At 71.0% G+C, this 11,256-nt stretch carries 12 protein-coding genes; 2 read left to right on the forward strand and 10 right to left on the reverse strand.

What is annotated here, in order from left to right; all coding sequences use genetic code 11:
* Nucleotides 1-10: 10 nt before the first annotated feature.
* On the reverse strand, nucleotides 11-535 hold the full coding sequence (purE, locus tag GWI24_RS31445; RefSeq protein WP_210949374.1) for a 5-(carboxyamino)imidazole ribonucleotide mutase: 525 nt from the start codon (nucleotides 533-535) through the stop codon (nucleotides 11-13).
* The gene (locus GWI24_RS31450; protein WP_374103362.1) at nucleotides 532-1,650 is read right to left on the reverse strand and encodes a 5-(carboxyamino)imidazole ribonucleotide synthase; all 1,119 of its coding nucleotides are present in this window, start codon (nucleotides 1,648-1,650) and stop codon (nucleotides 532-534) included. The genes purE and GWI24_RS31450 overlap by 4 nt, the downstream gene beginning before the upstream one ends.
* Nucleotides 1,651-1,832: 182 nt before the next feature.
* Here GWI24_RS31450 and GWI24_RS31455 point away from each other — a divergent pair, with 182 nt between their 5' ends.
* A complete protein-coding gene (locus GWI24_RS31455; RefSeq protein ID WP_210949376.1) occupies nucleotides 1,833-2,360 on the forward strand; it encodes a GtrA family protein in 528 nt (175 codons plus the stop codon).
* A gap of 126 nt (nucleotides 2,361-2,486) precedes the next feature.
* Here GWI24_RS31455 and GWI24_RS31460 read toward each other — a convergent pair whose 3' ends face one another.
* Both GWI24_RS31460 and GWI24_RS31465 read right to left on the reverse strand, forming a co-directional pair.
* Complete coding sequence (locus GWI24_RS31460; protein ID WP_210949378.1) at nucleotides 2,487-3,737, reverse strand: ATP-binding protein; 1,251 nt, start codon at nucleotides 3,735-3,737, stop codon at nucleotides 2,487-2,489.
* 22 nt (nucleotides 3,738-3,759) lie between these two features.
* Nucleotides 3,760-4,440, reverse strand: coding sequence for a response regulator transcription factor (locus GWI24_RS31465; protein WP_020870789.1), 681 nt, complete (start codon nucleotides 4,438-4,440; stop codon nucleotides 3,760-3,762).
* Between the two features lie 325 nt (nucleotides 4,441-4,765).
* On the opposite strand from GWI24_RS31465, the gene GWI24_RS31470 reads away from it, so the two are divergent.
* Nucleotides 4,766-6,292 (forward strand): peptide MFS transporter, encoded by a 1,527-nt coding sequence (locus GWI24_RS31470; protein WP_210949379.1) that lies wholly within the window; start codon nucleotides 4,766-4,768, stop codon nucleotides 6,290-6,292.
* Nucleotides 6,293-6,415: 123 nt separating this feature from the next.
* On the opposite strand, the gene GWI24_RS31475 is transcribed toward GWI24_RS31470, so the two are convergent.
* The 6 genes from GWI24_RS31475 to GWI24_RS31500 form a co-directional block, all read right to left on the reverse strand.
* Complete coding sequence (locus GWI24_RS31475; protein ID WP_210949381.1) at nucleotides 6,416-7,822, reverse strand: hypothetical protein; 1,407 nt, start codon at nucleotides 7,820-7,822, stop codon at nucleotides 6,416-6,418.
* A gap of 1 nt (nucleotide 7,823) precedes the next feature.
* Nucleotides 7,824-8,891: a hypothetical protein gene (locus tag GWI24_RS31480; RefSeq protein ID WP_210949383.1), complete on the reverse strand. Its 1,068-nt coding sequence runs from the start codon at nucleotides 8,889-8,891 to the stop codon at nucleotides 7,824-7,826.
* Nucleotides 8,888-9,754, reverse strand: a complete 867-nt coding sequence (locus tag GWI24_RS31485) for a hypothetical protein (RefSeq protein ID WP_374103361.1) — start codon at nucleotides 9,752-9,754, stop codon at nucleotides 8,888-8,890. The genes GWI24_RS31480 and GWI24_RS31485 overlap by 4 nt, the downstream gene beginning before the upstream one ends.
* The gene (locus tag GWI24_RS46975; RefSeq protein WP_210949386.1) at nucleotides 9,751-9,897 is read right to left on the reverse strand and encodes a PT domain-containing protein; all 147 of its coding nucleotides are present in this window, start codon (nucleotides 9,895-9,897) and stop codon (nucleotides 9,751-9,753) included. The genes GWI24_RS31485 and GWI24_RS46975 overlap by 4 nt, the downstream gene beginning before the upstream one ends.
* Before the next feature lie 54 nt (nucleotides 9,898-9,951).
* Nucleotides 9,952-10,719, reverse strand: coding sequence for an LPXTG cell wall anchor domain-containing protein (locus GWI24_RS31495; protein ID WP_210949388.1), 768 nt, complete (start codon nucleotides 10,717-10,719; stop codon nucleotides 9,952-9,954).
* Nucleotides 10,720-10,890: 171 nt separating this feature from the next.
* The coding region (locus GWI24_RS31500; RefSeq protein WP_210949390.1) for an ATP-binding protein at nucleotides 10,891-11,256 on the reverse strand (366 nt) is incomplete at its 5' end.

Genomic DNA, 11,256 nt, shown 5'->3' on the forward strand with positions numbered 1-11,256 from the left:
GAGTTGGCTTTCAGTGACCGAAGCCGAACGAACCCGCCCCGCCCACCTTCGCGCGCAGGCGCTTGCCCTTCTCCGTGGCCTGGGCGTTGAGTTCGTCCTGGAACTCGCGCATCCGGGCCTGGAGTCCGGCGTCGTGGGCGGCGAGGATGCGGGCGGCGAGCAGCCCCGCGTTGCGGGCGCCGCCTACGGAGACCGTGGCCACCGGGACCCCGGCGGGCATCTGGACGATCGACAGCAGGGAGTCCATGCCGTCGAGGTACTTCAGCGGTACGGGCACCCCGATGACCGGAAGGGGGGTGACGGACGCGAGCATGCCCGGGAGGTGGGCGGCGCCGCCCGCGCCCGCGATGATCGCCTTGAGCCCGCGGTCCGCCGCGTTCTCGCCGTAGGCGACCATCTCGCGCGGCATGCGGTGTGCCGAGACGACATCCACCTCGTACGGGACCTCGAACTCGTCGAGGGCCTTGGCCGCTTCTTCCATGACGGGCCAGTCGGAGTCGGAGCCCATGACGATGCCGATCACAGGAGCGCTCATTCGGTGATGGTCCCTCGGAGGTAGTCGGCGGCGTGGCGGCCGCGCTCGCGGACGTCGGCCAGGTCGTCGCCGTAGGTGTTGACGTGGCCGACCTTGCGCCCGGGCTTCACGTCCTTGCCGTACATATGGATCTTGAGCGCCGGGTCGCGGGCCATGCAGTGCAGATAGGCCGTGTACATATCGGGGAAGTCGCCGCCGAGCACGTTGGTCATCACGGTCCACGGGGCACGCGGGCGCGGGTCGCCCAGCGGGAGGTCGAGCACGGCCCGTACGTGGTTGGCGAACTGGGAGGTGACGGCGCCGTCCTGGGTCCAGTGGCCGGAGTTGTGCGGGCGCATCGCCAGCTCGTTGACCAGCAGCCGGCCGTCGCGGGTCTCGAAGAGCTCGACCGCGAGATGGCCGACCACCCCGAGCTCCGCGGCGATCTTCAGCGCCATCTCCTGCGCCTGGCCGGACAGCTCCTCGGAGAGGCCGGGGGCGGGGGCGATCACCGTGTCACAGACCCCGTTCACCTGGATCGACTCCACGACGGGGTAGGCGACGGCCTGGCCGTGCGGGGACCGTACGACATTGGCGGCGAGCTCGCGGGCGAAGTCGACCATCTCCTCGGCGAGGACGGGCACGCCCGCGCGGAACGGCTCGGCCGCCTCCGCCACGCCGCGGACGACCCAGACGCCCTTGCCGTCGTAGCCGCCTCGCACCGTCTTGAGGACGACCGGAAAGCCGTCACCCTCGTCCGCGAATCGCGCTACGTCCTCGGGGTCGGCGACGATGCGGTGGCGGGGGCACGGCACACCGGCCGTACGCAGCCGCTCGCGCATCACACCCTTGTCCTGGGCGTGCAGCAGCGCCTCGACTCCGGGGCGGATGACCACGCCGTCCGCTTCCAGGGCGCGCAGATGCTCGGCGGGGACATGCTCGTGGTCGAAGGTGACCACATCACAGCCCTGTGCGAAAGCACGAAGGGTGTCCAGGTCGCGGTAGTCGCCGATGACGACATCGCTGACCACCTGGGCCGCCGAGTCCTGGGGAGTGTCACTGAGCAGCTTGAACCTGATACCGAGGGGGATGCCCGCCTCATGGGTCATACGGGCGAGCTGGCCGCCGCCGACCATGCCGACTACCGGGAATGTCACCCTCCCAGGGTAACTTCCCCCTTCGACCGGCCCTGACCTGCGTTGGAGGAACCTCCAGATGATCCACCGGGCCCAGCCTCGCGGCCTGAAGGGCGCGGGGCGCGGCCGCTGGTTAGCATGGGGTGATTGAAACGCCGACGGGACGGGGCTGAACGATCACCATGAGTGAACGGAGCACACTCGGTGGGCTGCGTGCCCGGATGGGGCAACTGACCCGCGAGATCGCGAAGTTCGGGGTGGTCGGCGGTGCCGGCGTCTTCGTCAATCTCGCGGTGTTCAACCTGGTGCGCGGGGTCACCGAACTCCCCGTGGTGCGGGCGAGCATCGTGGCCACGGTGGTCGCCACCGGCTTCAACTACCTGGGATACCGGTACTTCACCTACCGGGATCGCGACAAGCAGGGCCGCACCAAGGAGCTCAGCCTCTTTCTGCTGTTCAGCGCTATCGGCCTGATCATCGAGAACGGTGTGCTCTACACCGCCACATATGGCTTCGGGTGGGACAGCTCACTCCAGAGCAATGTGTTCAAGTTCCTCGGCATCGGCCTGGGCACCCTCTTCCGCTTCTGGTCCTACCGGACCTGGGTGTTCCGGACGCTGCCCGCGCGGAAGGCCGTCGAGCGCGCGGAGGCCTTCCTGTCCGAGGCGCCGCCCGCCCAGGCCACCCGGAAGCAGCCGGTCCGGAAGTAAGCGCTCGGCCTACGGGGTGCCCGGCGGACCACGCGGCGGAGCCGCGTATCGATGCCGCGGGAAGGGGTGGGGTGGGGAGCAGCCCGCCACAGACGTCACGAGCCGCCGGACACCCCCTAGGGACGCTCAGGAATCCGAAGGGTCCTCGGCCTCCCGGCTGAGGAAGAGCGCGAACACCGGTGGATGCTGCTGGAGCAGCTCCAGCCGGCCGCCGTCCGCCTCCGCCAGGTCCCGCGCCACGGCGAGCCCCAGCCCCGTGGAGTTCCGTCCGCTGACCGTCCGCTCGAAGACCCGCGCCCCCAGGTCCGGCGACACCCCGGGCCCCTCGTCGGAGACCTCCACCACGGCCTGGTTGCCGGTGACACGGGTACGCAGGGCGACCGTTCCGTCACCGTGCATCAGCGAGTTCTCGATCAGCGTGGCCAGCACCTGGGCGACCGCGCCCGGGGTGCCCACCGCGCGCAGCCCCTTCTTGCCCGAGCGCACGATGGCGCGGCCCTCGCTGCGCGAGGCCGGGCGCCACTCCTCGATCTGCTGCTTGACGACCTCGTCCAGGTCGAAGGCGACCGCGGAGCCGCTGCGCGGATCGCGCGAATTGGTCAGCAGCCGCTGGACGACATCGGTGAGCCGCTCCACCTGGCCCAGCGCGATCGTCGCCTCCTCCTTGACCGTCTCCGGGTCGTCGGTGAGCGTGATCTCCTCCAGCCGCATCGACAGCGCGGTCAGCGGCGTCCGGAGCTGATGGGAGGCGTCGGCGGCCAGCCGCCGCTCGGCGGTGAGCATCCGGGCGATGCGCTCGGCGCTCGCGTCCAGGACATCGGCGACCCGGTCCAGCTCCGGCACCCCGTAGCGCCGGTGGCGCGGCCGGGGGTCCCCGGAGCCCAGCCGCTCGGCGGTCTCCGCGAGATCGGTGAGCGGGGCGGAGAGCCGGTGTGCCTGGCGTACGGCGAGGGCCACCGCGGCGAGCACGGCGAGCAGCGCCACCGCCAGGATGATCAGCATGGTGCGGCCGATCTCACGGCTCACCGTGGAGCGGGACGCCTCGACCCGGACGGCCTCGCCCTGCTCCCCCGGCTCCTCGGCGGAGATGACACTGCCCGTGGGGCGCTTGCCGATCTCCACCGTGCGGTGGTCGGGCATCCTGATCACCGCGTAGCGCCCGGGCTCGATCTGCTCGCGCAGCACCCTGGGGGTGACCCCCTCGCCGCCGAGCAGCCTGCTGTCGACGATGCTGACCAGGCGCACGGCGTCGGAGCTCACGCTCTCCTGGGCGCTGTTCTCGATGGTCCGCGTCTCGACGATGACCAGCGACAGGCCGAAGACCGCGATGACGACGAGCACCACGGCCAGGGTGGAGTTGATCAAGCGACGGCGCATTGCCCTACCGTGTCAGCTCTGGTCAGCTTTTCTCGAATCTGAAGCCGACACCGCGGACGGTGGCGATATAGCGGGGGTTGGCCGCATCGTCACCGAGCTTCTTGCGCAGCCAGGAGATGTGCATGTCGAGGGTCTTGGTGGAGGACCACCAGGTGGTGTCCCACACCTCGCGCATCAGCTGATCGCGGGTGACCACCCGCCCGGCGTCCCGCACCAGGACCCGCAGCAGATCGAACTCCTTGGCGGTCAGCTGCAGCTCCTCGTCGCCCATCCAGGCGCGGTGGGACTCGACATCGATCCGCACCCCATGGGTGGCCGGCTGCTGTTGCTGCGTCTCGACGGCACCGCGCCGCAGCAGCGCCCGGACCCGGGCGAGCAGCTCGGCGAGCCGGAACGGCTTGGTCACGTAGTCGTCGGCGCCGGCGTCCAGGCCGACCACCGTGTCCACCTCGTCCGCGCGGGCCGTGAGCACCAGCACCGGAAAGCCATGGCCCTCCGTACGGAGCCGACGGCAGACCTCGAGCCCGTCCATCCCGGGCAGGCCGAGGTCGAGGACGATCAGATCGACGCCTCCTTGCAGACCGGCGTCGAGCGCGGTGGGTCCGTCCTCACGCACCTCGACCTCGTACCCCTCGCGGCGCAGGGCGCGGGCGAGCGGCTCCGAGATGGATGCGTCATCCTCGGCGAGCAGTACTCGGGTCATGGGGGTGATGGTAGTCCGCTGAGGTCGGAGCACGGGGCGCGTACGGCGCGACGGACGGAGCACGAAAGGTTGCACACCCCGCCCGTGAGCTATCTCTCACCGCATCCAAAGGTGTCAAGAACGTGTCGTATGGTGAAACAACGTCTGCAGCACTCCTCCGGGGCCTTTGGTGGCGACGACGCACCCAAAGGTCTCTGTCATGTCCGGAGCGGGACGAGGTCGGCACAACCGGCCCGGCCGCGCCCGGCCGCTCAGTCGCTCAGCCATCCCCCCACAGGGCGCTGGCCCCGTCGGCAGCGCTCCCTGAGCACACAAGGAAACAACCATGGCGTCCAGCCTGACGAAGGGCGCCACCGCGCAGGGGACCCCTGCCGGCGGCAAAACCTTCTTCGGCCACCCCCGCGGCCTGGCCACTCTCTTCATGATCGAGATGTGGGAGCGGTTCAGCTTCTACGGCATGCGGGCCCTCCTTGTCGTCTATCTGATCTCCGGTGGCCCCGACGCCAAGGACGGCGGGCAGGGCGGCGGACTCGGGATGACCGAGGGCAACGCGGTGGCCATCTACTCGGTGTACCTGGCCATGGTCTATCTGCTGGCCATGCCGGGGGGCTGGTTCGGCGACCGGGTCTGGGGTCCGCGCAAGACGGTGGTGATCGCGTCCGGCGTCGTCATGGCCGGGCATCTGGCGCTCTCCGTCCCCGGCCAGGCGACCTTCTTCGCCGGTCTCGGCCTGGTGGCGCTCGGCTCCGGTCTGATCAAGGCCAATATCTCGACGATGGTGGGCCAGCTCTACGACGGTCCGCAGGACCCGCGCCGGGACGGCGGCTTCACCATCTTCTACATCGGCATCAACCTCGGTGCCTTCGCCGCTCCCCTGGTGATCGGCACTGTCGGCCAGTCGTACAACTGGCACCTCGGCTTCGCGCTCGCCGCCCTCGGCATGGCGCTGGGCCTGGTCCAGTTCCTGATCGGCACCCGCCACCTGAGCGCGGAGAGCAGCGTCGTCCCGACCCCGCTGGCGGCCGAGGAGCGCCGCTCCTGGCTGCGCAAGGCGATGATCTGGCTGATCGTGGCCGCGGTCTTCTACACCGGCGTGGTGCTCAGCGGCAGCTGGACCCTCAACTGGGTGCTGATCCCGATCACCATCCTCGGCCTGATCATCCCGACCGGGGTGCTGATCCGGATCAAGCGCGATCGGGAGCTCTCGGCGGTCGAGCAGACCAAGGTGAGCGGCTACATCTGGTTCTTCGTGGCCGCCGCCGTGTTCTGGATGATCTACGACCAGGGCGGTTCGACGATGTCGGCCTTCGCCGACTCCAAGACCGCGGACACGATCTTCGGGCTGCACTTCCCGTCCTCGTGGTTCCAGTCCGTCAACCCGCTGATGATCATGGCGCTGGCGCCGGTCTTCGCCTGGATGTGGCTGTGGCTGGCGCGGCGTGACCGGGAGCCGAACACCACGCTGAAGTTCGCGATGGCCCTGGTCCTGGTCGGTGCCTCGTTCTTCGTCTTCGTCGTGCCGATGGGGATGGCCGGGGACGGGACCAAGGTCAGCCCGCTGTGGCTGGTGTCGATCTACATGATCCAGACGATGGGTGAGCTGTGCCTGTCGCCGGTCGGCCTGTCGGTGACCACCAAGATGGCACCGGCGAAGTACGCCAGCCAGATGATGGGCGTGTGGTTCCTGGCCGTGACCGCGGGCGACTGCGTCACGGGCCTGCTGTCCATCGCCGGGGTCGACCTGAGCGGGGTCGGGGTGATCGCGCTGGAGGCGACGATGGCGGCGCTCGCGGGCTTCGCGGTCTTCATGTACCGGAGGAAGGTCGTGGCGTTGATGGCCGACGTCCACTGACGTCCGTAAGAGGGTCATGAGGGGCCCGGCGCGGGGAGATCCGCGCCGGGCCCCTCGTCTTTCGTATGGGCTTTCGTATGGGCTTTCGTGTGGGCTTTCGTGTGGGCTTTCGTATGGGCCGGTTCAGCGGGTGGTGCCGCGCAGCTTGCGCCACGGGGTGAGGGTGAAGATGGCCCCGCCGAGCAGCACGGTGGTACCGGCGATCAGGGCGAGCGCCTTCAGCCCGCCGTGGTCACTGGCACCGGTGTCGGCGAGCCCGCCGCTGGTGGCCGAACCACCGCTGCTGCCCGAACCGCCGCCACCGGAGGTGCCGCCGCCGGAGCCGCTGCCGCCGCCGGTCGAGTCACCGCCGGTGGTGCCGCCGGGCTGGCCGGTGGTGTCCAGCTCCAGCGAGACGCCGGGGTCCTTGGACGGGGTGCAGGTGGTGGTCGTACCGAGTGCCTTGACCGTCAGCACCCCGGGGGTGAGCGTCGACTTGCCGCTCGCACCCGGCTTGTAGGTGCCGGTGAGGTCGGGGATCTCGATCGGATCGCCGGACTTGATGGGCTCCTTGTTGGTCGGCCCCGCCACGGCCACGGTGCCCTTGTCCGCACCGCCGACCTTGACGGCCATCGACGGCTTGACCGAATCGGCGGGGATGTCGGCCGGGCTGTCCATCACGGACTTGCCGAACTTCACGGTCAGCTCGAAGTTCCCGCCGCTCTTGGTGGCGTTGATCTGCACCGGGGAGGTGGCGTTCTTGTCGCCGATGGGGGTCTTGCAGGCGTAGGCGGCCTGAACCTCCTTACCGGTGTACGAATCGCCACCGCCGCCCCCGCCACCGGTCGTGCCGCTGGTCGTACCGCCGGTGGTACCGCTCGTGGTGCCACTTGTGGTGCCGCTGGTCGTCCCGCTCGTCGTACCACTGGTGGTGCCGCTCGTGGTACCGCTGGTCGTCCCGCTCGTGGTGCCACTCGTCGTACCGCTCGTCGTGCCGCCCGGACCGCTGCCGCCGTCCGTCACCTTGATGGTCGCGGCGGCCTTGACGTCCTCCTTCGCCGAGCACTTGGTGTCCGTGGGCAGCGGCTTGCTGACGTTGATGTTGTAGCCGCCGGGCGTCAGCGTCACCTCTCCCGCCTTGGTGAGCTTCAGCTTCCCCTTCATGTCGGAGAGCTTCATCTCACCGCCCTTGGGGATCGCCGGGTTCTCCCGCGGCCCCTCCATGGCCAGTTCGCCGGTCTGGGCACCGCCCACCGTGACGGTGCCGGTCGGCAGCACGGTGTTGGCCTCCAGGTCGAGGATGGGCGGGTTCTTGGAGGCGGCCTGCACCGTCTTCCACACCACCTCGACCTCGTCCCCGACCTTCGCCGTCTCCGGTGCCGTCACGGCCACGGTCGTGGTGCCCTCCACCGGGGGCAGACCGGAGATGGGGGGCGGTAAGCACTCGGTCTTGTACGAGACCTCGGCGCCCTCCGCGCTGCCCGCGCCGAGCAGCACGCCCGCACCGCCGAGCAGCAGCGCGACGGCCGCCGCACTCACTCTTGGTCGCATCTCACGTGGTTCCTTTCGGGGTCGGTCGGATCTCCTCGGTCGGTGCGGAAATCTGGTGGTGCGGCCGGGCCTCCGGCGCGGTGTCCGGGGTGAACCAGGGCAGCGCCGGCGGTGCGCCGTCCGCCGCGGCCGGTCCGGACGGCGGCGACGAGGGCGGGAACGGGGGCGGTGGTGGCGCGGTCCGGGCCGTACGGGGCCGCACCTTGTCCACGACGGCCATGCCGATCCGGAAGACCGCCGCCGAGACCACCACGCACAGCAGGACCCAGAAGAGCGTGACGCCCCAGGGCCGTCCCACCGCCCACGGCTGTTCGACGAGCAGCTTGTGGCCGTAGCGCAGTGAGACCAGATAGTCGCCATGGGCCCCGGCGGACAGTTCGACGTCAAGCTTGACTTGCGCCTTCTTCCCCGGCTGGATGGTCCCCCGCCAGCGCTGCTCCTCCCAGGAGGGGGCGAAGACGCCGTGCGAGCTGCCCACCTCGAAGACCGGGTCGCGGGCCGGGGTCGAGCCGAGATTGCCGACGGTGACCACGAGCTGTCGCCTCGGCGGCGCGCCGAACCAGGTCAGCAGCCCGCTGGAGCCGTCGAGCCGGGCCGAGAGCACGCTCAGCCGCTCGCCTCCGGTCCGCTCCTTCGGCAGCGGCGCGACCGGGTGTCCGGCGACCTTGAACGCCACGTCCGCGGCGGCGGCTTCGCCGGTGACGGTCGCTATATGGATGACACAGGGGCAGGATTTGGGCGGCTCGGACACCGGCAGCTTCTTGGTGAAGGTGCCGTCCGCGCCGACGGTGACCGCCCTGCCGTCGCCGTTGGCGCAGGAGTTGGTGCCGCCGATCATGTTCTGCCCGCAGATGAGCAGGGTGAGCAGGGCGCGCGGTCGCCAGTGGGCGCCGGTCACGGTGACCGTGCCGCCCGTGCCCGCCTCGGCCTTGGAGACCTTCGCGGTCGGGACCTCGGCCGCCGCGGCGCCGACCGTAAGGGGCGCGCCGAGGGTGAGGAGGACCAGGGCGAGCACGGTGAGCACGGCGGAGGGCCGGGCCGGGGTGCCTGGGTGTCGGCGTGCGTTCACGTGGTCGCTCCTGCCCCTGTGCGCTGCGGTTGCGGCTGCGGCTGCGGTTCCGACTGCGGCTGCGATCGCGGTGTGCGGTGTCTGCGGCGTCGTCTGCGCAGCAGCCAGACGCCTCCCCCGGCGCCCGCCAAGGCGGTCGCCACCGGTGCGAGCAGCCACCAGGGGACGGCCGTGTAGCCGGCGGTCGCGGTGGCGTGCGCGCCCCCGCCCGCGGTGACGGTGAGCCGTACGTCCACCGAGTCCAGTGCGGGCGGGTCCGGCCAGCTCTCGGTGAGCCGCACCCGTTTGCCCGGCGGCAGCTCGACCGGCAGGGTGCGGGGGGCCCGGCGCAGCACCTGGCCGAAGAGCCCGTCGGCGCGTACGGCCAGCCGGGGGGTGAGCACGGTGTTGCCGCGGTTGACGAGGGCGTAGCGGATGGCCGCCCCGCCGCCGTGGTCCTGGACCGTCACGTCCTCGACGGAGAGGGCGGACAGCCTCGCGCCGCTGATCCGCAGCCGCAGCCGGACCGCGATCTCCCGGCCGCCGGAGGAGACCATGACCGCGCCGGGGTGCTCACCGGGCACCGCGTCGGAGGGGACGGTGACGGTGAAGGGGATGTCGGCGCGGGTGCGGGGCGGCACCGTCACCCGCCGTTCGGCCAGTGCGATCCGGGCGCCTTCGCCGCCGCGCAGCCGGACGGTGCGGGGTTGCTCGCTCCGGTTGGTGACCGAGAGCTTGTCCTCGAGGACGGCGCCGGGCCCGCCTTCGAGGTAGATGTACGGCCGGTCGCCCGCGCCCGGTGCGCCGCCGCCCCCGGCGGCGGGGGCCGCCGACCAGTCGGGCCCGGCGGCGGCCGCCGCGGAGGCCCACGGCACGGGGCTCACCAGGGACGCGGCCAGCAGGACCGGGGCACAGGCGCGGACGGCTCGGCGGACGGCCGGACGTACGGCTGCCCGCACGGCCCGGCGTACGGCTGCCCGCCCGGCCGGACGTACGGCTGCCCGCCCGGCCGGGCGGATGACGGCATGGACCGCTGCACGGATACGCGACGGCATCGGCGGCTCCTCGGCTGCCGCGCGCGTCAGGGGGTGGGACGCTGACGGCGGGTCAGCCAGAGCGCCCCGGCCACTCCGGCGAGCAGCACCGTGCCACCGAGGGTGCCGAGCGCGACGGCGGAGTCCGTCGGTCCGGTCTGCGGCAGCTGGTCGTTGCCGGAGCCGCCCTGCGCGCCGCCGGAGCCGTCCGATCCGCCCGTGCTCGTACCACCCGTACCGCCCGTACTGCCCGAACCGCCGGTGGAGCCGGAGTCTCCGCCGCCGCCCGCGGCCTTGACGTCCAGTGTCAGCGAGGGCTTGGGGTTGTTGCCGGGGGTGCAGGTGGTGGTCGTACCCAGCGCCTTGATGGTGAGGGTGGAGGCGGTGAAGGTGACCTTTCCGCTCTTCTTGGGGGTGTAGGTGCCCGACAGGTCACTGATCTTGATCGGGGTGTTGGCGGGGATGGCCTTGTCGTTGGCGGGGCCCGACACCGACACCGTGCCGCTCTCCGCTCCGCCCAGTTTGATGAGCGCGCTGGGGTGCATGGCGCCCTTGCCGAGCTCGACGGGGCTGGAGGAGACGCCCTTCTGGAAGGACATCGTGAGCTTGTAGGAGCCGCCGCTCGCGACGCTCTTGATGTCGATGGGCGATACGGCGCTCTTGTCGCCGATCGGCGTCTTGCACTTGTAGTCGACGTCCACGGTGTCGGCGTGCGCGGCCGGGGCGGTGAGCAGTACCACGGAGCCGGCCAGAGCCGCCGCGAGCGTGAGGGCGCCGCCACGGCCGGCCGGACGGCGTTGGTTGTGGGACACCACGAGATCCCCTCTCGTCAAGCGCCGCAGCCGGATGTAACTGACGGCACATCAGATTGGGCGCTGACGGTACGCCGGGGACCTTGTCAAGGGAAGACAAAGAGCACGCCGGATCGGCGTGGGGCGGGGGAAGGGTTGAGTGAAAGCGGGATCGTGGCGCCTGAGCCGTGCTCTTCAGCCCGGCGCGGCCAGTTCTGCCCAGACCGTCTTGCCGGTCCCCTCCACGTTCCGCACGACCCCCCAGTCCAGGCACAGCCGCTGGACGATGAACATGCCGTGGCCGCCAGGGCGTCCGGCGCGGTGCGGGGTGCGCGGCGCGGGCGTACCGGTGCCGAGATCCACGACCTCCAGCCGGAGCACTTTGGCGTTGCAGCTGACGCGCAGCTCCTCGGGGCCGTCGGCGTGCAGACAGGCGTTGGTGACCAGCTCGGAGACGACGAGCAGCACATCCTCGGCGGCGGCCCGGTGGTCGGCGGTCGCGGCCGGAAGCCACCCCCAGTCGCGCAGCGCCTGGCGGGTGAAGTCGCGGGCGCGGGGCAC

This window comes from Streptomyces sp. MK37H, assembly GCF_018035285.1.
GTDB lineage: Bacteria > Actinomycetota > Actinomycetes > Streptomycetales > Streptomycetaceae > Streptomyces > Streptomyces endocoffeicus.

Excerpts from the sequence above, each read along its gene's own strand:
- GWI24_RS46975 (WP_210949386.1), bottom strand. The coding sequence starts at position 9,897 with ATGCCGTCATCCGCCCGGCCGGGCGGGCAGCCGTACGTCCGGCCGGGC.
- GWI24_RS31460 (WP_210949378.1), bottom strand. The coding sequence starts at position 3,737 with ATGCGCCGTCGCTTGATCAACTCCACCCTGGCCGTGGTGCTCGTCGTC.
- GWI24_RS31455 (WP_210949376.1), top strand. The coding sequence starts at position 1,833 with ATGAGTGAACGGAGCACACTCGGTGGGCTGCGTGCCCGGATGGGGCAA.
- GWI24_RS31470 (WP_210949379.1), top strand. The coding sequence starts at position 4,766 with ATGGCGTCCAGCCTGACGAAGGGCGCCACCGCGCAGGGGACCCCTGCC.
- purE (WP_210949374.1), bottom strand. The coding sequence starts at position 535 with ATGAGCGCTCCTGTGATCGGCATCGTCATGGGCTCCGACTCCGACTGG.
- GWI24_RS31465 (WP_020870789.1), bottom strand. The coding sequence starts at position 4,440 with ATGACCCGAGTACTGCTCGCCGAGGATGACGCATCCATCTCGGAGCCG.
- GWI24_RS31475 (WP_210949381.1), bottom strand. The coding sequence starts at position 7,822 with ATGCGACCAAGAGTGAGTGCGGCGGCCGTCGCGCTGCTGCTCGGCGGT.
- GWI24_RS31450 (WP_374103362.1), bottom strand. The coding sequence starts at position 1,650 with ATGGTCGGCGGCGGCCAGCTCGCCCGTATGACCCATGAGGCGGGCATC.